Below are 20,281 nucleotides of genomic sequence, written 5' to 3'. Positions count from 1 at the left end.
CGCTAACTTACAAAATATGTGCAGATTACATTACAATTGTTTCTGCTTTTTTTGAATAAGACCAATCACCCCAATGCAGTTTGTTTGGTGATTAAGTTTACCTTCCGTGTGGCTCCATATTGGGAAGTGGGTTTTCATCCCTAACATATCGGTCAAAGTGATTTTTTATGGAGTGGAACATATCTTCCCGATACTCTCGAATACCGTGATCTGCCCCTTCAAAAAGGATAAACCGTGTTGGATGTTTGTACTTGTACAATTGATTCACCAGATGTAGCGATTCTTCAGGAGAAACCCGCCAATCCGCATTCCCGTGCATGATTAAAAGGGGTGTGCTTTTGCACATCTCATCGGCCCATTGCACAACTGAGCGTTGGTCCAATTGGTTTTCCTTGTCCGTATTGTAATTGGGAACCAGTTCTGAATACACATGTTCTTCCATTTCCGGTCGCTTTAATATGTTGAGATGTGAATCGGCCACTCCTGCAATTACTGCTGCTGCCTTGAATTTACAGGATTTTCTTAAGGCCAAATAGGTCATCATTCCACCGCGACTACCCCCTTCCATGCCAATTCGAGTCGTATCTGCCTTTGGTAGTTGATTCAAGACAGGCACTAAATTCAATACATCGTTTACATCATCGCCGCCAAACTGTTCCAATCCTTCACCACCATCGTTGCCCCGATATTGACTGGCAATCACTACATATCCCCAGCCGGCCATTTTACCCATAAAAAAACCAATACTCAAAGGTGTCCACTTCCCAAAATCTCTATTGCCGCCACGATTTGAGATGATACAGGGATAAACACCTTCTTTTTTTGGCTCGGCAATGTATCCGGTAACCTTCAAACCATCAGATAGATAGGTTATTTTGGAGAATTGAATGGAATCAAGATGGGGTACTCCTTTGGCCAACCGTATTTTTATGGAATCGGAAAGGACAAGAGGTTCTTTTGATATAATTTTACCATCTTGCGCACAAGAAGCAATAGGAAGGAGAAGTAAAAGTAATAGAAGCTTTTTCATTGTTTATTTTTTTGAAAGGAACACAATCACTCCGATAACCGCAAGTACAGCCAACACTGTAAAGAAGATTTTCCAAAAGCTATAAGGTCGTGTGCCCGAGATTTGCCCGTTTTCCCCGTTGATAAAAAAGTTGTATTCCTTGCCATTATAGCGGTAGGCACTTACATAAACGGGCAATAAAATGTGTTTAAAAGTCTCTTCGGACAGTTTCATATCCATACTGGTTATGCGCTGGGTGTCGCCGCCAATATCGCGCCTGCACCAAGTATCGGCTATCCCTCTTGCTACCTCTCTGGAATGTAGGTGACCATCTTTTAAAGGAATCGTATATTTTTCCGTCACAAAACCTGAAAGAAAACCACTGCTAAAGGGTTGTAATTTTTTTAAGTCCCAATAGGCAATTTTACTTGGAATTCTTCCGGTTTTTTGGTGCGAAGCTTTGATTAAGGTATCGTCCACAAATCCCGAAACTTCTCCCGATGCAGGGTACCATCTAGTTTTCCTGACCCTTTGGGTCACCATTTTGCCATTGGCATTGCGCACTCTTCGGGTCTCGTAATAATATTCTCCCCGCTGACCTGTGTAGGAGGCGTACAGTTGCGCATCAAAAGTCCAATAGGGTAAATACAGGCCTTTGGTAAATTGAGGGTCGAGAGCGGCTTTTTTTAAGTTGTTGGGGGCGAACCACAAGTGCTTTACCCACTTCTTAAAAATGGCAAAGGATTGTTTTTTGTCAATTTGAAAGGGGAGGACTGCACCAGGTAAGATCCAGTTTTCCTTGTGGGCATCTTCGATGACCAAGGGTTGCCCGCAATACACACAATGGAGCGATTTGTAGTTTTCCTCAACATGTTGGTCGGCCCCGCAATTTTTGCAATGCAGCATGGAAATTTCCTCACTGTGCTTTTGTGAACCCATTTCCTGTAAAAAAGGGTACAGCTCCAACTCTTCAAAACCGCTTTCTTTTATGGAGATGTTCTCTTCATGACCGCAGTATTCACAACTAATGCTGGTGGTGCCAGGTTTGTATTTTAGCTCTGCCCCACAATTGACACAAGCTTTTTTGAGTTCGGTCTTTTGGATTTTTTGTTCTTCCATATCTTCTTCCCCGCAAAAACGGGAATCAATAGAAATTAAAATGTACTGTTAAACTATGTTTGCTAGAGGTTAGAATTATATTGATCTTTAAAAATAGATGAATACAAAAGAGAAAGAGCCAGACTGTTTATTGTTGTTGGTTTAAAAACAGCTCGAAATGTCCGTCCCTTTCTGCAGATGCCTAAAGATTGAACGGTTCATCGGGCCAAAGGCTGACTTAGAATTGATAATCTACGGGCATTTAAAAACTATATATGCATAAAATTATAGGAATCGGCATTGGCAAGCAAACTTTTGATGTTTCTTTTAAGAAAGAAAACAAGATGATCCTTGGTGTTTGCTTAATTGCCCCGTCAACTTTTAAAAAGCTGATCAAAGGTTTTCCATTGGCGGGCCGATCCGTGGTGTAAGACTTTGGTCCATTTTAGGTTCAACGGACAGGTCAATTACTAAGATAAGCATAGTCTATTTTTAGGGTACCCAAAACCTATAAACCTCAACTATGCCGATTAATGGAATCCGTGTAGGGCAAGCATTGATATAAGCAAAAAAAATGGCCCAAAACGGGCCATTTTCAATATTAAAAAATTCAACCTATTTCAATTCCCAGCCTTTGCGGTAATCTCGGGTCACCCAGTCGTTGGCTTTCTCGTAATTGGTAATCTTCATGTTATCGCCATCCCAAAAAAGTTTTCTTCTTCCGGGAGAATTGTAAGGACTCCAATCGCTGGGAGTTTTTCCTTCTTGCAACTCTTTGTATTGAAAGGCTTTAACTGCCAAGTTGCCCATAAGTACGGTTTCCGTCAGTCTTCCCGCTTTTTCAAAGTTGGAAGAAGTTGGCGTACCCTTTTGGCAACCATCAACAAAATTGGCGAAATGGCCATCTATTCCACCAGGTACCCTATCGTATTTGGGAGCTGGGGTTTTGTACAGGTCCATCATTTCTGACGGGAGCAATCTTGCATTTCTAGAATACGTATCGCATACCAATATGCCTTTTTCACCATACATGATGGTTCCGCCACCATCATCACCGATGGTTTCATCGTCTTTAAGTTCATCGGGCAAGTTTGGTTTTATACCACCATCATACCAGTTTAAAGCAATATCGCCGTGCTCTTCGTGCTCAAACTTCAAGTGAATTTTGGATGAAGGGGGACAGGAATGGCTATAATCCGCTTCTACAAAATCATCTACCCAGACTGTGGTGCAACTTGCTTCTGCCTCTTTGGGATAACCAAGGTCAAGAACGCTAAAAGGTGTTTCCATAATGTGGCATCCCATATCTCCCAAAGCTCCAGTTCCGAAGTCCCAGAAGCCTCTCCATTTAAAGGGAAGGTAGGCATCGTTGTAGTCCCTCATTTTGGCAGGTCCCAACCAAAGGTCCCAATCCAATCCTCTTGGAATACGGTCTTTTTTTGTAGGCAAGGGAACGCCTTGTGGCCACACAGGTCGGTTGGTCCAACAATCTATGGTGTGTACTTTTCCAATAATGCCCGATTCTACCCATTCGCGTGCTATTCGGCTACCATCGCTGGATGCTCCCTGGTTTCCCATTTGGGTTACGATGCCCTGTTCTTTTGCAACTTGGGTCATTAACCGTGCCTCGTAAATATTGTGGGTCAATGGTTTTTCCACGTAGGCATGTTTTTTTTCACGCATAAACGGTAAAGAAATGGTGGCGTGTGTATGGTCTGGAGTTGCCACGGCAATGGCATCAATATCGCTTATATGTGCATCAAAGACCTTTCTAAAATCCTTAAAACGCTTTACATCGGGGAATTGTTCGTAGGTTTGTTGGGCGCGACGGTCATCCACATCGCAGAACGCCACAAATTTTACCCTTCCGGTATCGTTTAAGCCATTGATTACGGAATTTCCCCTTCCGCCAACACCAAAACCGGCTACATACAGCGTGTCACTTGGGGGAATGTGGGTTCTGCCCATTACATGACTTGGGACAATGGAAAACGCAGCTGAAGCGGCCGCTGTGTTTTTGATGAACTTTCTTCTTTGCATTTTGTTTAGTTTGATTTAAGTGAAATCCCAAGATACAAAAAACTGAAAGAGTTATCCTAGCGATTATTCATCCCCGTTCCACTCTTTGTAAAACTGATTGAGATAGTCCAGCATAAACTGATGACGTTCCTCAGCCAGTTTTTTTCCGCTTGCCGTGTTCATTTTCTCTTTGAGCAACAATAGCTTTTCGTAAAAATGGTTGATCGTGGGCCCTTTTGATTTTTTGTATTCCTCCTTGGTCATGTTGAGGTTGGGCGGAATCGTGGGGTTGTGAAGTTCCCTGTTTTTAAAACCTCCGTAATTGAAGGCTCTGGCAATCCCAATGGCGCCAATGGCATCCAAACGATCGGCATCCTGCACAATTTGAAGCTCTTTGGATGTAAATTTTTCTGTTTCCGTTTCCAGACTGTTCTTAAAGGACATGTGCTTGATGATGTTCACAACATGCTCGATGGTTATTTCATCAACGGATTTGGATGTAAGAAATGTTTCCGCAGTTTTTGGACCAATGGTCTCATCTCCATCATGGAATTTGGGGTCGGCAATATCATGAAGCAATGCTGCCAGTTGCACGACCAAAGCATTTGCCTGTTCGTGTTTCAACAGTAATTTTGAGGTGTTGAAAACACGTTCAATATGGAACCAATCGTGTCCTCCTTCCGCATTTTTGAGCTCTTCTTTTACAAAATCAATGGTGTTTTGTATCAATTGGCTTTCCTTCATCCTTTGGTTTTAACTCCCGATACAATTTGGTTTTCTATCTGGACAATGAGTTCATCGGCCTTGCCTTGATTTGCTATGGGCGGATGTACTTCAAAAGTAACATGGGAACCCAGTCCCATAGGAAATTTACCGTAACGCAATAGTTTCCATGAGTTATTGATGCTGATGGGAACGATTAAAGCGGAGGGTGCATTTTTCAACATCACTTTAAGTCCCGTGGTCCTGAAAGGTTTGGGCACTCCGTTCCTGCTTCGGGTACCTTCGGGAAAAATTACGGCACTTCGGTTGTTCGCCTCGATATACTTGGCCAACTTTTGAAGCTCGGCGATGGATTGTTTCGGGTCTTTTCTATCGATCAAAGCGGAACCGCCATGCCTTAAGTTGTAAGATACGCTGGGTATTCCTTTTCCCAATTCAATTTTGCTCACAAATTTGGGGTGGTACTTTCGCATATACCAAATAATAGGGGGTATATCGTACATACTTTGGTGGTTGGTCACTATAATCAGTGGACGATTGGTCGGGATGTTTTGTTTGTTCCGGAAACTGTATCGTGTCCCCAGCACATTGGTACACCGCATAATGAACCAATTAAGTATGGAAACACTTTTTTTGTGTGCATTGTACCCGAACATAGTATGGCAAACCCACTGTATGGGATGGAAAATAACCAATACCAGGCCAAAAAGCAGAAAGAAAACAACGGTTAGGGGATACGAAAGCAGTTTTAGCACGTGTACATTTTTATTGGTTGCCGTAAAAATAAAAAAACCACCCTTTAGGGTGGCTATTCCATATTTTATTACCTAGATTTTAGCAATGCTCGTTATAGGCTTCCATCAAGTTTTCTGCAATAAGTTCGGCAGGCCTGCCTTCAATGTGGTGCCTTTCTATCATGTGCACCAATTCTCCATTTTTGAACAAGGCCATACTTGGTGAGGAAGGAGGAAAGGGAACCATGTGGTTTCTTGCTGTTTCAACAGCTTCCATATCCACACCGGCAAAAACGGTAACCAAATTATTTGGAGTTTTACTGTTTTGCAGGCTCAATTTGGCAGCCGGTCTTGCATTGGCAGCGGCACAACCGCAAACCGAATTTACCACTACCAAGGTGGTTCCATCTTTTTTTAAGGCTTCATTTACGGCTTCACTTGTATGTAGTTCTTCGAACCCGGCACTGGCCAAGTCTTCGCGCATAGGTTTAACCAATTCTTCTGGATACATAGACTTCTTTTTGATTATAGTACAAAGATACGGTATTGTTAGCGTTTTTTCATCACCCTTAACATTGCTTAAAGCTTTGTTTCTCTATCAAACCGTTATCTTTGCCGTTTAAATTTTGAAAGATGATCAAGTGGATAGCCGCTTTTATCGGTTATTATTTATTTCGATTTCCCGGAGCGATTTTGGGATTTATCGTAGGAACCTTTTTGGATAATATGGGAGGTTCTGGAAATAACCCCAGATCCATATTTGAAAATGCTACCCGACAATCGGTTTCTCCTGCCGATTTTGAACTGAACCTGCTCTCGCTCTGTTCCATAATTATTAAGGCTGATGGGCAGGTGAACCAAAGGGAGTTGGATTATGTGCGACAGTATTTTTTGAGCACCTATGGCAAGGAAAAAGCGAACGCGATTTTCCGGACGTTTAACGATGTTATAAAAAATCGGGAGATATCCGCGCAGCATATCTGCAATTTTATGGTGCAGCGCACCCGATACGAGGTACGCTTGCAAATGCTTCACTTTTTATTTGGGATTGCCCAGTCCGATGGACAGGTAAGCAAGGCGGAAATTCAAAAATTAAGGGAGATAGCGGGTTATTTTCGAGTGAACCAGCACGATTTTGAAAGTATCATGGCGATGTTCATCAAATCGACGGACAACTCGTACAAGATTTTGGAAATCGAGAAGACCGCTACCGACGAAGAGGTGAAAAAAGCTTACCGAAAAATGGCCAAAAAGTACCATCCCGATCGTGTGGTCACTGAAAATGAAGCCATCCGAAATGGGGCTGAGGAAAAGTTCAAAGAGGTTCAAAAAGCCTATGAGACCATTCAAAAGGAAAGAGGACTTTCCTAAGTTGTAGCCAATTTATTCTTCTTCCTTCTTTTGCTTTTCTTTTTTAGTTTGTTGATGTAGATGATGGTTCCCGTAATGGGCAAGCTGGTACCGATCAAGCAGGCCAAGAAATACAACCACTTGCTAAATCTGCCATAAATGGTTCCGGTGTGAATCGGCTTTATGGCCGAAGCAATTTTTACATTGAGCGGTTTGTCGGCATATATTTCTTTACTGACCACTTCGCCCGATTCATGGATCTGTAGTCTGTCCTGAGCCACGGTCGACCAAGAATTGTCTGCAATCTTACGGAAACTGTAGACTGGATTTTTTTCGTTGGGCAAACTCACAGTAAGTTCACCGTGGTAGTTTAACTCTTTGTTGGCAAGTGCAATGGCTTCTTCCAAGTTAATGGACTTGCCGTTGGCCAAACGCTCCAGATCAACTTCTGTGCCCCCACCACGGTTTCCGAACACCCGTGTTCCCATAATGGCACTCAAACCATCGCGATACCCCTCAAAGGACCAACACAGCCCGGTAATGCCCATGATCAATATCAAAATGCAGGCATAAAAGCCCAAGGTGTTGTGCAAATCGTGGTTGATGCGCTTCCAATTGGCGTTGGTCTTGATTTTGAAACCGGCTTTTACGGTTTTCCATTTTACTTTTTTAGGGAACCAAAGCACAATACCGGAAATGGCCAATATCATAAAAATAATGGTAGCAATCCCCACAATAGGTCTTCCCCATTTAATGTCCATCAACAACCAACGGTGCATTTTAAACATGCCGAACATAAATTTGTCCATTCCCGTTTCTTGTGGGGCCAAAATCTCAGCGGTGTACGGATTTACTTCATAAGTAGTTCCCCTGCGTTGTTCGGGGTTTTCTTTAATGGATAATTTGTAGGGTGAAGCCTCATCAGTTGGGATGGTAATGGAATTAAGTTGTCCTTTTGATCGGATGTTGGGATTGTTCACCAAGCTGGAAAGTGATTTTTTGGTGCCGACAACTTCTACTTTTAACTCTTGTTTGAACCACTGTTCAATTTCTTTTTCAAAAGTAAGGATGGTACCGCTAAGGCAAACCAAGAAAATAATGATGCCGCTTACTAGTCCGAGCCATAAATGTACATCGTTGATAAAAGCTCGGATTCCGTATGTGTTCTTTTTTCCCATATCCATAAAAAGGCCCAACATTGGGTTGGGCCGTGCAAAGTTAATTAAAGTTTTGTGTTGGATTAAAATCAACACAAAGTGGGTTTTATTGGTTAAATTTGGAGGCAAAAGATCATGCAGGAGTTTTTATTCTATATAAAATTGGGACTTGACCATGTACTGGATTTTGGTGCGTACGACCATATCTTGTTTTTATCGGCTTTAGCAGTACCGTTTACTTTTAAGTATTGGAAGCGAGTACTGATTTTGGCCACCATTTTCACCATAGCACACTGTACCTCTTTGGCTTTATCCGTTTATGAGGTTGTTACTGTAGATGTTGGTTTGATCGAATTCTTGATTCCCGTCACCATTTTGCTTACAGCGCTCTTCAATTTTGCCTATGTCTACAAAGAGGCCTTGGACGTGGGTCTTTTTCTGCACATTTTGGCGACTACTTTCTTTGGGTTGATCCATGGCTTTGGCTTTTCCAATTATTTTAAAATGTTGATGGCCGAAGAAGAAGATAAGATTACGCCATTATTGGGTTTTGCAACGGGAATAGAGTTGTCCCAGGTAACCGTTATCTTGGTGGTTTTGATTATCGCCTATGTTATTTTGGACTTGTTGAAGGCAAAGCGATCCATTTTTATCGCTATCGCATCAATTTTGATCATAGCCATTACAATACCCTTACTTATTGCTACGTTCCCCTTGTAGGGCCTTAGTTAAAATTTGTTCAATAAGGTTGTAAGGGTCTGTTAAAGCAGGTATATTTATTTAAATATCAGCGTTTTTTGGATTTATGAAGGCGAGCAAACAAGAAAAATACGATAAAGCCTATTTGCGAATGGCCCAAGAATGGGGCAAGCTATCCTACTGTAAAAGAAGGCAAGTAGGAGCCATAATCGTTAAGGATAGAATGATCATATCCGATGGGTACAACGGAACACCTACGGGATTTGAGAATATTTGCGAGGATGACGAAGGGTATACCAAATGGTATGTGCTGCACGCCGAAGCCAACGCCATTCTTAAAGTTGCCTCATCCACACAATCATGCGAAGGTGCTACGCTTTACATTACTTTGTCGCCTTGCAGGGAATGTAGCAAGCTTGTACACCAAGCTGGCATAAAACGTGTGGTATACCAGAATGCGTACAAAGACGACTCTGGAATCAAATTTCTGGAAAGGGCAGGAGTAGAAATCGTCCATTTGCCCGTTTTGGAAGAAATGGTTTAAAACCATAATTGCTATATGAAAAAGATCAAAGGATATATTTGGCCTACCTTACTTGCTCTAGCGGTAGCCATCGGCATTTTTATAGGAGGGAAACTTCATTTTAACGATTCCCCGGAGAAGCTCTTCTCCACCAATTCGAAAAAGGACAAGCTCAACCGGCTTATCGATTACATTGACTACGAGTATGTGGATGATGTAGATACCGATAGCATCGTAGATGTAACGGTCAATAATATTTTGGGCAAACTGGACCCGCATTCGGTATACATTCCCAAAGATGAAATGAAAGACGTGGCCGAAAGCATGAAAGGTGATTTTGCAGGTATCGGCGTAAGTTTTTACATGTATAGGGATACCATTACCGTAATAAGAACCATCAAGAACGGCCCCAGTTACATTAGCGGTATAAAACCTGGCGACCGTATTTTGATGGCCGACACGGATACGCTTTACGGCAGAAGAATAGCCAACGATGATGTGGTCTCTACCTTAAAGGGCAAGATCGGTACAAAGGTAAATTTGAAGGTTTTTAGAAAAACCGAGAATAAAATAATGGACGTTCCCGTGGTTCGGGACCGGGTTCCCATCAGAAGTGTGGATGCCTACTACATGCTGACCAAGGATATGGGTTATATCAAAATAAACCGTTTTGCCGAGTCCACTTTTGATGAGTTCAAAGATGCGTTGAGAAAATTAAAACTAAGAGGAGCAGAGAAATTGACCCTGGATTTAAGGGATAATCCTGGAGGCTATTTGGGCATTGCCGAAAAATTGGCCGACGAGTTCTTGGAAGATGACAAGTTGATTCTCTTTACCAAAAACAAGAAAGGGCGCATTAAAAAAGCATATGCCACCAAAAAAGGGGATTTTGAGAACAAACCGGTATATGTGCTTATTAATGAACGCTCCGCATCGGCCAGTGAAATTATTGCAGGAGCCTTACAGGATAACGATATAGGCACTATTGTAGGTAGGCGTTCCTTTGGAAAAGGCTTGGTGCAACGCGAAATGGATTTGGGCGATGGCTCAGCGGTTAGGCTGACCGTTTCCAGATACTATACCCCAACAGGACGTTCCATTCAAAAAACCTATAAAGATGGCAACCACGATTATTACAAAAGGTTTATGGAGCGTTACACTAGTGGCGAATTGATATCTGCGGACAGCATTAAAGTGGCCGACTCCTTAAAGTTTGTTACCCCAAAGGGCAAAGTGGTCTACGGTGGTGGGGGGATTATCCCCGATATTTTTGTTCCTATCGGGAGCAACCAAGAAGAAGCTATCGAGAGCATGGACGATACCTATCAGTTTTTTGCACGTTTTGTTTTTGAACACTTGGAAAAGGATAGGACTATGTACGATGATTATGACCGAAACCAGTTCTTGGACGAATTCAAGGTAGACGATATCCTTTTTGATAATTTCATCCAATTTGTATTGGATAGAAAGGTGAAATTGGATTTTTACGCCCATGAGGAAAAGATAAAGGCGTATATAAAGGCCAATATTGCAGAACAATTGTTCTCGCCCAACCTATCTGCCCAAATCAAGGGAGATTTTGATTCCATGCTCAATAAGGTAAAAGCATTGGATAAAGCAAGGATAGATCAATCCCAAATTGGTGCTGTAAAAGTAAAACCTTGATTTAGTCTTTTAGCTTTTTGTCTATCTTTTTGGAAGTAATAAAGATCAACATAAGCACTATGGCGCACAACGAGGCCACTATCCCAATCAAAGCAATGGTACTATCGCCCTGAAGCGGGTTTTCAAAATTCACCAAGGTTACATTATAAGCAATAAGGCCCAAGGCGAGTATGATTAAAACTATAGCAAATGTCCTGTTCATATCAATGTTTTAAGCAGCGTGCGATAGTAGCCCGTTTACATTGGTCACAAAAAGTTTTACGGCTATTGCCATAAGGATCACTCCAAATACTTTTCGGATAATGTTGAGTCCGTTCTTTCCCAATATACGTTCAATCCGAGCACTGGATTTAAGCACGATGTACACAAAGATAACGTTTATAATAATGGCGACGATAATGTTCTCCACATGGTATTCCGCCCTAAGTGACAGAATGGAGGTCAAGGTACCAGCACCTGCAATCAACGGGAAGGCAATGGGCACAATAGAGGCAGTTTCCGGTTCGTCATCCTTATATAGGGAGATTCCCAAAATCATTTCAATGGCAAGGAAAAAGATGATAAAGGCCCCTGCGACAGCAAAGGAGTTTACATCGATACCGATCAAAGAGAGAATACTTTCACCAACGAACAGAAAGGCAATCATGATCGAAATGGCCACAATGGAAGCCTTTTCCGACTGCACATGACCAACCTTGCTCCTTAGGGATAAAATAATAGGGATACTTCCTAAAATATCGATTACGGCAAACAATACCATTCCAGCGGTCGCTATTTCCTTAAAATTGAAATTCATGGCGTCTTTTTTTTTGGACGGCAAATTTACGGGTAAAAAACACTTTTGGATCATATAAAGTGTTTATAAATCATCAATTTTTTGGTTTTGATTTACCTTTGCCCAAAAAGTAAGGGCGAATTATGTTCCAGATAGGGAAAACCATAGTATCCGAAGAGATACTGGAAAATGATTTTGTGTGCAACCTAAATGCATGTAAGGGTGCTTGTTGCGTAGGAGGGGAGTACGGAGCTCCGTTGGAGGATTCCGAGACCGACAAGCTACTCAATATTTATGATGAGGTGAAGCCCTTCTTGCGCCCGGAAGGTATTGCTGCCATTGAAGAACATGGGGTTTTTGTAAAAGGAGAGGATGGCGAATGGGAAACTCCTTTGGTAAACAATAATGAATGTGCCTATGTGGTTTTTTCTGATGATGGCATAGCCAAATGTGGACTGGAAGCGGCCTACGAAGCAGGTGCCACCAAATGGAAAAAACCTATTTCGTGCTATTTGTACCCAGTTCGAACAAGGGAGTATTCGGAATTTACCGCGGTCAACTACCATAAATGGGAAATCTGTGACCCGGCCTGCTCACTGGGCAAGGAATTAAAAGTGCCGATTTACAAGTTTGTAAAGGATGCCTTGATTCAAAAATTTGGAGAGGACTGGTACAGGGAATTGGAGGAAGTAGCGGCAGAAAACGTTAGATAGTAGGAATGTCCAGCACTACTTTTGTGCCGTTTGGGTCTCCGTTCTCATCAAACAGATCCAAAATATCCACATCGAATTTGTTTTGATAATCCTTGGCAAAATTGGCCAATCGTTCCTTGGTAATGCGAATGCCCAAGGACTTTCTCTTTAGTACCCTGTTTTCTTTGTTCACTTCCGCCATGGTACGGCCCACACCATTGTCGACTATTTCTATGGTTATATGTCCCCTGTCCTTGTGCTTTACATTGATCTGTATTTTCTTTTCACCATCTTTTGGAGATAGGCCGTGCCACAAAGAGTTTTCCAAAAAGGGTTGTAAGGTCAAAGATGGAATTTTGATGTTGTCTATATTGATATCTTTTTCCACTTCGATCTTAAAATCAATCTCGTTGGAAAACCTAATGTTTTCGATGTTCATATAAAGCTCCATGGTTCCGAGTTCCTCCGATAACGGGATTTCCTTTTGGGATGACGCCTCTAGAATCTTCCGTACCAGTTTGGAAAACTTGTTTAGGTAATGGACTGCATTTTTTTGCTCGTTGTTTATAATGTAAAGCTTAATGGAGTTCAACGAATTGAACAAAAAGTGTGGGTTCATCTGGCTGCGGAGCATCTGTTGTTCTAAGGTCAGCACCCTTTTTTCGTTTTTACTTTGGTATTGGCGATAAAGAATATAGAGAATGGACAAAATCAGTCCAACAATTAAAGCACTGACAAGAAGCGTTGTTTGGTTCTTCTTTAGTCTAAGGCGAACAATCTCATTTTCCTTGGCGAGTACGGCAATTTGGTTGTTCTTCTTGTCATTTTCGTACTTAACAATAATGTCGTTCATGTACCTTAAGTTGGTGGCACTGGAAATCTGCTTGTCGTATTCGTCGGCTTTTTTGTAATACTCGTAAGCCTTTTTAAAGTCGCCCTTGGTATTTTGGAGTTCCGACATTTTTTCATAGGCATACAGAATGTTGCTGGGAATGTTACGGTTTTGTGCCATTTGCAAACCTTCTTTAATAAAGTTCTCGGCTTCCATGTAATTGCCCAATTTTGTCTGTGCCCAACCTGTATTGATAAAAACCAGGGAGGTTATGGAAAAGTCGCCTATTCTTTTTGACTCTTCTTGTAGCGGCTCCAAAAGTACCAATGCCAAGTAGGGCATATCCTGTTTAAGATAGATTTGGGCCAGGCTGTTCTTGCATATTAAACGGCCAATATCGGAATCAATTTCTTCATTATAGGCCAGCGATTTTCTGTAGTTTTCCAAGGCACCCTCCAAATCCCCTTTTTCTTCAAGGCAATGCCCTATATTTTGATGGTTGATGGCCAACCCTAGTTTATTGCCAAGTTCTTCTTCCAGTTTTAGGGCCCTTCGAAACTGTAATATCGCCAAATCATACTGTTCCAAGGTTTGGTACAGGTTCCCTATGCCGTTCAGCGCAACATTGATGCTTCTTTTTATATGGTTCGAGGGGTTTTCGACCTGCTCTGCCAATTCCAAGGCCTTTTGGTTGTAGTCCAAGGCTGTTTTAATGGCATCGGTACGTCTGTACACCACTCCTAACATATTAAGGCTAAGGATTCTAAAGTCGGTGTTGTTAGCCTCCTCGGAGGCTGCTAGGGCCTGTTCATGGAGAGTCACCGCCTTTTCGTATTGGGAAATATTTCTGTATTTCATGCCCAATTGGTTCAGGGCATAGGCTCTGCCTACCAAATAATTATACTCTTTGCTTAAATTGGCAAAATATCTTAACAACGAGGTGTCCCTTTTTTCTGAATGCAATTCTTTATCGAGGGCTTCATACGTTTTGGGCTGAAGTTGGACGAGTGTTTCGGCCTTTTCCTTAAATTCATTTGGGATTTGCTGGGCGATCAAGGAACCAAAAAACGAAAACAATAATAGAATCAGCAAAGTAGTTCTTTGCGGCCGATATAGATTTTCAAAGTATTGGAGCTTTACGATAGGCACGGGAACATTGTGGGATTAAAGCATATCCAAAAAGTCGGATTTTTTTTGCCGGGAAACAGGAATTTTATGATTGGACTCCAAAACCACATAACCATCGGTTTTGAGGAACTCTTTTATTTTATTGAGATTGATAATGTACGAATTGTGTATTCTATAGAAGCTGTTCTGAGGTAAAAGTGTGTTTACTTCTTTTAGTTTTTTGGTAAGTAGTATTTTTTGACCATCCGTCAAGAAAATGGTACTGTAGTTGCCATCCGATTCAGCGTACAAAATGTCGTCACTGTTTAAAAAAACCAGTTTGCCGTCGGTGTTAATGGTTATTTTTTTGTTCTGTGATTCCGCATTGAAATTGAGCAAAATTTTCTCCAACCGATCAATATTCAAATTCTTGGAGTTGAACTTTTTTATCTTGGCAATGGTTTCTTCAAGATCATCGGAATCAATGGGTTTTAAAAGATAGTCGATGGCCTCATTCTTTAGGGCTTGCAGCGCATATTGGTTGTAGGCTGTAGTGATAACGACCGGGAAATTCTTGTTCTTTAGGTTTTTAATAAACTGAAACCCGTCCATGGCGGGCATCTCTATGTCCAAGAACAGGCAATCGGGAGTGTTTTGTTCCAAATAATCCAAGGCCTCGCGTGCATCGGTGAAAGATGCAATAATATCCACCTCATCGCTCAAGTTGGTCAGTTCCCAACTTAAGCTTTGAAGGGCTTTTATTTCGTCATCAACTATTACAGCTTCTAGCATAATACAGAATAGGTTATATCAAATTTAGAATTATTCTTTACATAGTAATAAAATTATGTGTTAATGGATATTTAGCACGTATAACTGGTATAAAAAGATAAATCAAGGGAAAAACTGTCTTTTTTGGTACACCGCAAAAGAACTGCAAGAGGAAAACAAACACAATCAGAAAACCGTGCAAACCAATTATACATAAAAAGGAACAGTTTATACATAGACCCTATACTTATGGGGTATTGTTATTTATATTCGGCTTGTCAAAAATTGAAAGACAGTTTATAAAGTTTTGGAAATGAGAAAATGTGCAGTATTGTTTCTGATTTTAATAATGGTTCTGATTTTTGCGGCGGTGTTAGATAAGAATGATACCGTATTGAATTCTAGTTGGAACAAGGTAGTTGTAAAGAAATAAGCTTGTAACCAACAGTTGCTCTTAAAAATTTTGTATTACCAAATAATTGTACGGCCACAGCAACCAATCTCTTGATTGTATAAACCGCTTGCACAATTAATCTTCGATTAGGTCAAAATCTAAATTTGATTTTAGGTTTCGGGGGAACTACCTAGGACGAATAAAGGTTTGTGAAGACCATGATTGAAGAGGCCGTACTCTTTGGTAATATTTGGCCATTGGCCGGTTCATCATAAAAGAGAGACCAAGTAAGTAAACAGTATTGCTTCTTGGTCTTTTTTTATTTGGCGTAAGTTTATTCCCATCTTTCCGAGAATTTCGACTCTCAAACCAAGATTTTCAACATTTTATGTTAAAAACTTTATGCCTGTTTTGCTAAGGAGACCTTTAAAAATTCATTGTGTTTTTAAATCTTTGCCAACGCAAACTTCAAGTTTCAACTTTTTATGTGGTATCGGTTGCGATAACATTTAAGCTGATTTTGAATGATGCAAAAAACTTACTGTACATTATAGCATTCCAAATTTTATGCTCCTTGGTGTACATTAATTTGTACTGAAAAACAGTACGTGTGATAGTGTTTATTGATTTAATACCTCGGACAAGTTCACCCCACATTAGAACGTTCCGAGGTATTTTTTTAAAGAAAGTATAAAAAAAGCCTCCAATTTGGAGGCTTTTGATTTTATAGCTCGGTAAAGCTTAGAGTGACCATGCTTTGCCGCTGGTCAGGGTGTTTAGGTCTCCACAAGGGATATATTCACCTGGAATTGGCAAATAGGCCAATACTTCTTCACCAATATATTCTGATGATTTATAGGCCCAAGTACCCAAATCCCTTAAATCGTTGGCAAAGGAGAAGCGGGCAATATCATCATCCAAGCTGGCCTCGCCTCCTTGCAAAATGGCCTCCATGTAGTTCATAATGGCTTCGGAATGTGCCTCTTCTTCTTCGTCGGTACGTTTTTTAAGATATGTTTGCAATGCTGGTTCAATATCAGCAGGCCCAATGTCTATTAGGGTTTCCTTACCAGAGTCTGCAAGGACCTTATCATAGAATTTGTTCATTTTCATGACTACAAAGTCTCTTTGGTCCAAAGGCATCACTTCATCTAGGTATGCATCTATAAAAACGTGCACATTCATCTCGGTTGCTGACGGAGTGTCCGTTTTTGGAAGGATTACGTCCAAGGTCTGCGCCATGGCATATCCCTGTTCTTTACTTAGAAAGTTTGGAATCCACTCGGCATAAGCTGGTTTATCCTTACAGCTTTGCAGTAAAGACAATAACGTAGGTGTGGCCACAGCATAACCGAAGGCCATCCCCATATTTTTAAGTGCTGATCTTCTTTCCATTATATATTTCCTTTTTTAAGTTCTTGGGCGGCGTGGTTTGCTGCCCTTGCAGTAAATGCCATATAGGTCAACGATGGGTTAACGCAGCTTGCAGAGGTCATAAAGGCACCATCGGTTACATATACGTTCTTACATCCATGCACTTGGTTGTGCCCGTTTACCACGGATGTTTTTGGGTCACGGCCCATACGTGCTGTTCCCATTTCGTGTATGCCAAGTCCTAGGGCGTAAGGTCTATCGTAAGGAGTAATGTCCTTGGCTCCTGACTTTTCCAACATTTGAACGGCCTGATCCTGCATATCTTTACGCATGTTCAGTTCGTTTTGTCTGATTTCCGCATCAAAAGTAACGGTAGGTAGGCCCCACTTATCTTTTTTGTCGTAATCCAAGGTCATCTTATTGTCGTGGTATGGAAGAATTTCTCCAAAGGCAAGCATGTTCATGGTCCAACCTCCAGGTGTAAGTACGGCATCCTTATAGTCTTTACCAAAAGAGGCCTCGGCGATCATTTCTTCATAATTGCCCCTACTGGCACCTCCTTGGTAGCCATAGCCCCTAACAAAATCCTTCATGTTGGAATCCCCGCCGAGGTTCCTAAACCTTGGAATATACGTACCATTGGGTTTTCTTCCTTTATAATACTTGTCTTCGTATCCTTCAAATTTACCCGATGCGCCGACCAAGAAATGGTGGTCCATAATGTTGTGGCCCAATTCTCCTGAATCGTTGCCCAAACCATTGGGGAACCTATCGGATTTGGACTGCATTAAAATAGAGGTTGATGCTACGGCAGAAGCACAAAGGAAAATCACTTTGGCCTTGAACTCGAATTCCTCTTTGGTTTCCCTATCAATTACCTTGACACCTGTAGCCTTTTTGGTGTTAGGATCATAAATTACTTCGTGAACAATGGAATCCGGTCTTAGCGTCATGTTTCCTGTTGCTTCGGCAGCGGGCAATGTGGAAGAAACACTACTAAAGTATGCTCCGAAAGGACATCCTCTAATACAACGGTTTCTAAATTGGCAACGAACACGGCCATCGCCTTCAAATTGCTTGTCGCTATTAATGTGTGCCACCCTGCCTGCCGTAATTACACGGCCATTAAAATGTTCTGCAACTTTTCCCCTAACATGGTCTTCCACACAGTTAAGCTCCATCATGGGTTCGAACTTTCCATCTGGTAGCTGCGGCAAACCTAAATTTTCACCGGACACACCAATGTAGCTTTCCACTTTATCGTACCAAGGAGCTATGTCTTTGTAACGTACGGGCCAATCAACCGCAATACCTTCATTTTTGTTTGCGGTAAAGTCGATGTCGCTCCAACGGTAACTGTGCCGTCCCCACATAATGGAACGTCCACCAACATGGTATCCACGCATCCAATCGAACCGCTTGGTCTCGTTGTATGGGTGGTCCAAATCATTTACAAACCAATGTTTGGATGCTGCTCCAGTTGTGTACCCTGTTCTGGATTGTTTCTCCTGCTTTTTAATGTCTTCTCGGGTTGCTGTTCCCGCATGGGGGAAATCCCAAGGATCCTTATCGGCTGTTGGGTAATCTTCACGGTGCTTTACCATGGGCCCACGTTCCAATACCAAAGTTTTTAGGCCGTTTTCGCACAATTCTTTGGCAGCCCAACCACCGCTGATACCCGTACCTACCACGATGGCATCATAGGATTCCTGCTCCTGATTGTAATAAAATTTACTCATTTATTCGGATTGTTTATTTGCTAAATGTATTAATTATTAAATTAATTTTCTACATTTAATCCCTATGTTTATTGAGAATTCAGCACTATAACGTTGTAGTTTTTGGATTCCGAACGAAATTAACTAACGTAAAAATATGAACAGAAGTAATTTAGCACAGAAAAGTATTGTTACCTTGATTATGGTGGCATTTTTAGGATTTTATTCCTGTAAACAGAATCCAAAAAAGGAATCGGCCGAAGAAACTGCAACAGAAGCGGTAGCCGCTGAAGAATCCAAACCGGATTTAAAACTTTCTTTGGCACAATGGTCCATCCATAAAATGATTCTTGAAGAAGGTGTAGACCCTTACACTTTTGCAGAAAAGGCAAGTGAATGGGGCTTTGAAGGTCTCGAATATGTAAGTGCCCTTTATTATAAGGAGTTACAGGCCGCTAATTTCTCGGAAGAGGCCATGAACAACTGGGTGGAAAAAAGTAAGGCCGAAAGTGAAAAATATGGTTTGACCAATGTTTTGATCATGGTAGATGGTCAAGGAGATATAGCCGTTCCTGATGAGGCCGAAAGAACAAAAGCCGTTGAAAACCATTACAAGTGGGTAGATGCCGCCTCAGCTTTGGGCTGCAGTTCCATCCGTGTAAACCTGAACGGGAGCATGGACCCGGAAGTTTGGATGCCGGCCTCTGTTGCAGGGCTTACGCAACTGGCCACTTATGCCAAGGACAAAAACATCAATATTATTGTTGAAAACCACGGAGGACCATCTTCCAATGCACAACTATTGGCAGAGGTTATGGAAAAAGTGGGCATGGACAATTGTGGGACATTGCCCGATTTTGGCAATTTCTGTATCAAAAGAGAAGCTGGCGACTACTATTCGTCCAAATGTTTGGAAGAATATGATCGCTATAAAGGAACAAAGGAGTTAATGCCCTACGCCAAAGGCGTAAGTGCCAAATCTTATAGCTTTGATGAAGAAGGCAATGAAACTCGAGTGGATTATCCAAGAATTATGGACATTGTTCTAGATTCTGGATACGAGGGTTTTGTGGGGGTAGAATATGAAGGCTCCGAACTTAGTGAAGAAGAAGGAATTTTGGCAACCAAGGCACTTTTGGAAAAAGTATTGGAGTAGTCCAAATTAATATGAATGGGTAGATGAAGGGATTTTTGCAACAACTCTTCGATTACAATTTTTATTGTAACAAAAAAATAATTGAACAATGCAGTGGTCTGGACCATGTTCCGGACAACTGCATTAGACTTTTTAGCCATATACTCAATGCACACCATATCTGGAACCATCGCATGTTGGGAATCCCAACCGAATTCGGTGTTTGGGACGAGCACGAATTGAGCAAGTGGGAAGATATCCATTACGAAAACCAGCGCACCTCTTTTGAAATTGTTTCCAATACGGATACTTTTGAAAAACGGGTGGAGTACGAGAACAGTCAAGGAAGAAGTTTTTCCAATGACATAAAGGATATTCTTTTTCATATTATTAACCATTCCACGCACCATCGTGGGCAAATTATGATGGAGTTGAGAAATTCTGGAATAGCGCCAGAACCTTTGGATTACGTACATTACAAACGATAACAAGCAACTAACTAACAC

The 20,281-nt window shown here is 41.5% G+C and carries 21 protein-coding genes; 8 read left to right on the top strand and 13 right to left on the bottom strand.

What is annotated here, in order from left to right; translation table 11 throughout:
- Positions 1-97: 97 nt before the first annotated feature.
- Both GO009_RS00385 and GO009_RS00380 read right to left on the bottom strand, forming a co-directional pair.
- The gene (locus GO009_RS00385) at positions 98-1,030 is read right to left on the bottom strand and encodes a S9 family peptidase (RefSeq protein ID WP_163624170.1); all 933 of its coding nucleotides are present in this window, start codon (positions 1,028-1,030) and stop codon (positions 98-100) included.
- Between the two features lie 3 nt (positions 1,031-1,033).
- Positions 1,034-2,128, bottom strand: a complete 1,095-nt coding sequence (locus GO009_RS00380; RefSeq protein WP_163624169.1) for a DNA helicase PriA — start codon at positions 2,126-2,128, stop codon at positions 1,034-1,036.
- Between the two features lie 254 nt (positions 2,129-2,382).
- Between GO009_RS00380 and GO009_RS00375 the strand changes: the two genes are divergently transcribed.
- Entirely contained in the window at positions 2,383-2,538 is a 156-nt protein-coding gene (locus GO009_RS00375) for a hypothetical protein (RefSeq protein ID WP_163624168.1), read from the top strand.
- A gap of 184 nt (positions 2,539-2,722) precedes the next feature.
- On the opposite strand, the gene GO009_RS00370 is transcribed toward GO009_RS00375, so the two are convergent.
- The 4 genes from GO009_RS00370 to GO009_RS00355 all read right to left on the bottom strand — a co-directional run bounded on the left by GO009_RS00370 (position 2,723) and on the right by GO009_RS00355 (position 6,094).
- The gene (locus GO009_RS00370) at positions 2,723-4,147 is read right to left on the bottom strand and encodes a Gfo/Idh/MocA family protein (protein ID WP_163624167.1); all 1,425 of its coding nucleotides are present in this window, start codon (positions 4,145-4,147) and stop codon (positions 2,723-2,725) included.
- Between the two features lie 63 nt (positions 4,148-4,210).
- Positions 4,211-4,870, bottom strand: coding sequence for an HD domain-containing protein (locus GO009_RS00365; protein ID WP_163624166.1), 660 nt, complete (start codon positions 4,868-4,870; stop codon positions 4,211-4,213).
- Entirely contained in the window at positions 4,867-5,604 is a 738-nt protein-coding gene (locus GO009_RS00360) for a 1-acyl-sn-glycerol-3-phosphate acyltransferase (RefSeq protein WP_163624165.1), read from the bottom strand. Before GO009_RS00360 ends, GO009_RS00365 begins: the two co-directional genes overlap by 4 nt.
- A gap of 79 nt (positions 5,605-5,683) precedes the next feature.
- Positions 5,684-6,094 carry a BrxA/BrxB family bacilliredoxin gene (locus GO009_RS00355; protein ID WP_163624164.1) on the bottom strand — a complete coding sequence of 137 codons (411 nt, stop codon included), beginning with the start codon at positions 6,092-6,094 and terminating at the stop codon, positions 5,684-5,686.
- Between the two features lie 122 nt (positions 6,095-6,216).
- Here GO009_RS00355 and GO009_RS00350 point away from each other — a divergent pair, with 122 nt between their 5' ends.
- On the top strand, positions 6,217-6,954 hold the full coding sequence (locus tag GO009_RS00350) for a TerB family tellurite resistance protein (RefSeq protein WP_163624163.1): 738 nt from the start codon (positions 6,217-6,219) through the stop codon (positions 6,952-6,954).
- Here GO009_RS00350 and GO009_RS00345 read toward each other — a convergent pair.
- Complete coding sequence (locus GO009_RS00345; RefSeq protein ID WP_163624162.1) at positions 6,951-8,132, bottom strand: PepSY domain-containing protein; 1,182 nt, start codon at positions 8,130-8,132, stop codon at positions 6,951-6,953. The two genes, GO009_RS00350 and GO009_RS00345, sit on opposite strands and share 4 nt — an antisense overlap.
- Before the next feature lie 93 nt (positions 8,133-8,225).
- Here GO009_RS00345 and GO009_RS00340 point away from each other — a divergent pair, with 93 nt between their 5' ends.
- From GO009_RS00340 to GO009_RS00330, 3 genes are all read left to right on the top strand, one after another.
- Positions 8,226-8,810 carry a HupE/UreJ family protein gene (locus GO009_RS00340; protein WP_163624161.1) on the top strand — a complete coding sequence of 195 codons (585 nt, stop codon included), beginning with the start codon at positions 8,226-8,228 and terminating at the stop codon, positions 8,808-8,810.
- A gap of 85 nt (positions 8,811-8,895) precedes the next feature.
- Complete coding sequence (locus GO009_RS00335) at positions 8,896-9,333, top strand: dCMP deaminase family protein (RefSeq protein WP_163624160.1); 438 nt, start codon at positions 8,896-8,898, stop codon at positions 9,331-9,333.
- A 15-nt stretch (positions 9,334-9,348) separates the two neighbouring features.
- On the top strand, positions 9,349-10,977 hold the full coding sequence (locus tag GO009_RS00330) for a S41 family peptidase (RefSeq protein WP_163624159.1): 1,629 nt from the start codon (positions 9,349-9,351) through the stop codon (positions 10,975-10,977).
- A gap of 1 nt (position 10,978) precedes the next feature.
- Here the strand turns inward: GO009_RS00330 and GO009_RS00325 are convergent, their stop codons facing one another.
- A complete protein-coding gene (locus GO009_RS00325; RefSeq protein ID WP_163624158.1) occupies positions 10,979-11,179 on the bottom strand; it encodes a hypothetical protein in 201 nt (66 codons plus the stop codon).
- Between the two features lie 9 nt (positions 11,180-11,188).
- A complete protein-coding gene (locus tag GO009_RS00320) occupies positions 11,189-11,773 on the bottom strand; it encodes a MarC family protein (protein ID WP_163624157.1) in 585 nt (194 codons plus the stop codon).
- A 122-nt stretch (positions 11,774-11,895) separates the two neighbouring features.
- Between GO009_RS00320 and GO009_RS00315 the strand changes: the two genes are divergently transcribed.
- Positions 11,896-12,465, top strand: a complete 570-nt coding sequence (locus GO009_RS00315) for a DUF3109 family protein (protein ID WP_163624156.1) — start codon at positions 11,896-11,898, stop codon at positions 12,463-12,465.
- Here the strand turns inward: GO009_RS00315 and GO009_RS00310 are convergent.
- The 4 genes from GO009_RS00310 to GO009_RS00295 all read right to left on the bottom strand — a co-directional run bounded on the left by GO009_RS00310 (position 12,458) and on the right by GO009_RS00295 (position 18,661).
- Positions 12,458-14,368 (bottom strand): tetratricopeptide repeat protein, encoded by a 1,911-nt coding sequence (locus GO009_RS00310; RefSeq protein ID WP_203532234.1) that lies wholly within the window; start codon positions 14,366-14,368, stop codon positions 12,458-12,460. The genes GO009_RS00315 and GO009_RS00310 overlap by 8 nt on opposite strands.
- A 72-nt stretch (positions 14,369-14,440) precedes the next feature.
- A complete protein-coding gene (locus tag GO009_RS00305; RefSeq protein ID WP_163624154.1) occupies positions 14,441-15,175 on the bottom strand; it encodes a LytTR family DNA-binding domain-containing protein in 735 nt (244 codons plus the stop codon).
- A 1,114-nt stretch (positions 15,176-16,289) separates the two neighbouring features.
- The gene (locus GO009_RS00300) at positions 16,290-16,943 is read right to left on the bottom strand and encodes a gluconate 2-dehydrogenase subunit 3 family protein (protein ID WP_163624153.1); all 654 of its coding nucleotides are present in this window, start codon (positions 16,941-16,943) and stop codon (positions 16,290-16,292) included.
- On the bottom strand, positions 16,943-18,661 hold the full coding sequence (locus GO009_RS00295) for a GMC oxidoreductase (protein WP_163624152.1): 1,719 nt from the start codon (positions 18,659-18,661) through the stop codon (positions 16,943-16,945). The genes GO009_RS00300 and GO009_RS00295 overlap by 1 nt, the downstream gene beginning before the upstream one ends.
- 136 nt (positions 18,662-18,797) lie before the next feature.
- On the opposite strand from GO009_RS00295, the gene GO009_RS00290 reads away from it, so the two are divergent.
- Both GO009_RS00290 and GO009_RS00285 read left to right on the top strand, forming a co-directional pair.
- Complete coding sequence (locus GO009_RS00290; protein ID WP_163624151.1) at positions 18,798-19,796, top strand: sugar phosphate isomerase/epimerase; 999 nt, start codon at positions 18,798-18,800, stop codon at positions 19,794-19,796.
- A gap of 23 nt (positions 19,797-19,819) precedes the next feature.
- A complete protein-coding gene (locus GO009_RS00285) occupies positions 19,820-20,263 on the top strand; it encodes a DinB family protein (RefSeq protein ID WP_163624150.1) in 444 nt (147 codons plus the stop codon).
- The last annotated feature ends 18 nt before the right edge of the window (positions 20,264-20,281 follow it).

The sequence above is a fragment of the Allomuricauda sp. TY007 genome (genome assembly GCF_010468565.1).
In the GTDB taxonomy this organism is placed as follows: Bacteria; Bacteroidota; Bacteroidia; order Flavobacteriales; family Flavobacteriaceae; genus Flagellimonas.
This window is presented reverse-complemented; position numbering and strand designations above follow the sequence as displayed.

Excerpts from the sequence above, each read along its gene's own strand:
- GO009_RS00385 (WP_163624170.1), bottom strand. The coding sequence starts at position 1,030 with ATGAAAAAGCTTCTATTACTTTTACTTCTCCTTCCTATTGCTTCTTGT.
- GO009_RS00380 (WP_163624169.1), bottom strand. The coding sequence starts at position 2,128 with ATGGAAGAACAAAAAATCCAAAAGACCGAACTCAAAAAAGCTTGTGTC.
- GO009_RS00375 (WP_163624168.1), top strand. The coding sequence starts at position 2,383 with ATGCATAAAATTATAGGAATCGGCATTGGCAAGCAAACTTTTGATGTT.
- GO009_RS00370 (WP_163624167.1), bottom strand. The coding sequence starts at position 4,147 with ATGCAAAGAAGAAAGTTCATCAAAAACACAGCGGCCGCTTCAGCTGCG.
- GO009_RS00365 (WP_163624166.1), bottom strand. The coding sequence starts at position 4,870 with ATGAAGGAAAGCCAATTGATACAAAACACCATTGATTTTGTAAAAGAA.
- GO009_RS00355 (WP_163624164.1), bottom strand. The coding sequence starts at position 6,094 with ATGTATCCAGAAGAATTGGTTAAACCTATGCGCGAAGACTTGGCCAGT.
- GO009_RS00350 (WP_163624163.1), top strand. The coding sequence starts at position 6,217 with ATGATCAAGTGGATAGCCGCTTTTATCGGTTATTATTTATTTCGATTT.
- GO009_RS00345 (WP_163624162.1), bottom strand. The coding sequence starts at position 8,132 with ATGTTGGGCCTTTTTATGGATATGGGAAAAAAGAACACATACGGAATC.
- GO009_RS00340 (WP_163624161.1), top strand. The coding sequence starts at position 8,226 with ATGCAGGAGTTTTTATTCTATATAAAATTGGGACTTGACCATGTACTG.
- GO009_RS00335 (WP_163624160.1), top strand. The coding sequence starts at position 8,896 with ATGAAGGCGAGCAAACAAGAAAAATACGATAAAGCCTATTTGCGAATG.
- GO009_RS00330 (WP_163624159.1), top strand. The coding sequence starts at position 9,349 with ATGAAAAAGATCAAAGGATATATTTGGCCTACCTTACTTGCTCTAGCG.
- GO009_RS00325 (WP_163624158.1), bottom strand. The coding sequence starts at position 11,179 with ATGAACAGGACATTTGCTATAGTTTTAATCATACTCGCCTTGGGCCTT.
- GO009_RS00320 (WP_163624157.1), bottom strand. The coding sequence starts at position 11,773 with ATGAATTTCAATTTTAAGGAAATAGCGACCGCTGGAATGGTATTGTTT.
- GO009_RS00315 (WP_163624156.1), top strand. The coding sequence starts at position 11,896 with ATGTTCCAGATAGGGAAAACCATAGTATCCGAAGAGATACTGGAAAAT.
- GO009_RS00305 (WP_163624154.1), bottom strand. The coding sequence starts at position 15,175 with ATGCTAGAAGCTGTAATAGTTGATGACGAAATAAAAGCCCTTCAAAGC.
- GO009_RS00300 (WP_163624153.1), bottom strand. The coding sequence starts at position 16,943 with ATGGAAAGAAGATCAGCACTTAAAAATATGGGGATGGCCTTCGGTTAT.
- GO009_RS00295 (WP_163624152.1), bottom strand. The coding sequence starts at position 18,661 with ATGAGTAAATTTTATTACAATCAGGAGCAGGAATCCTATGATGCCATC.
- GO009_RS00290 (WP_163624151.1), top strand. The coding sequence starts at position 18,798 with ATGAACAGAAGTAATTTAGCACAGAAAAGTATTGTTACCTTGATTATG.
- GO009_RS00285 (WP_163624150.1), top strand. The coding sequence starts at position 19,820 with ATGAAGGGATTTTTGCAACAACTCTTCGATTACAATTTTTATTGTAAC.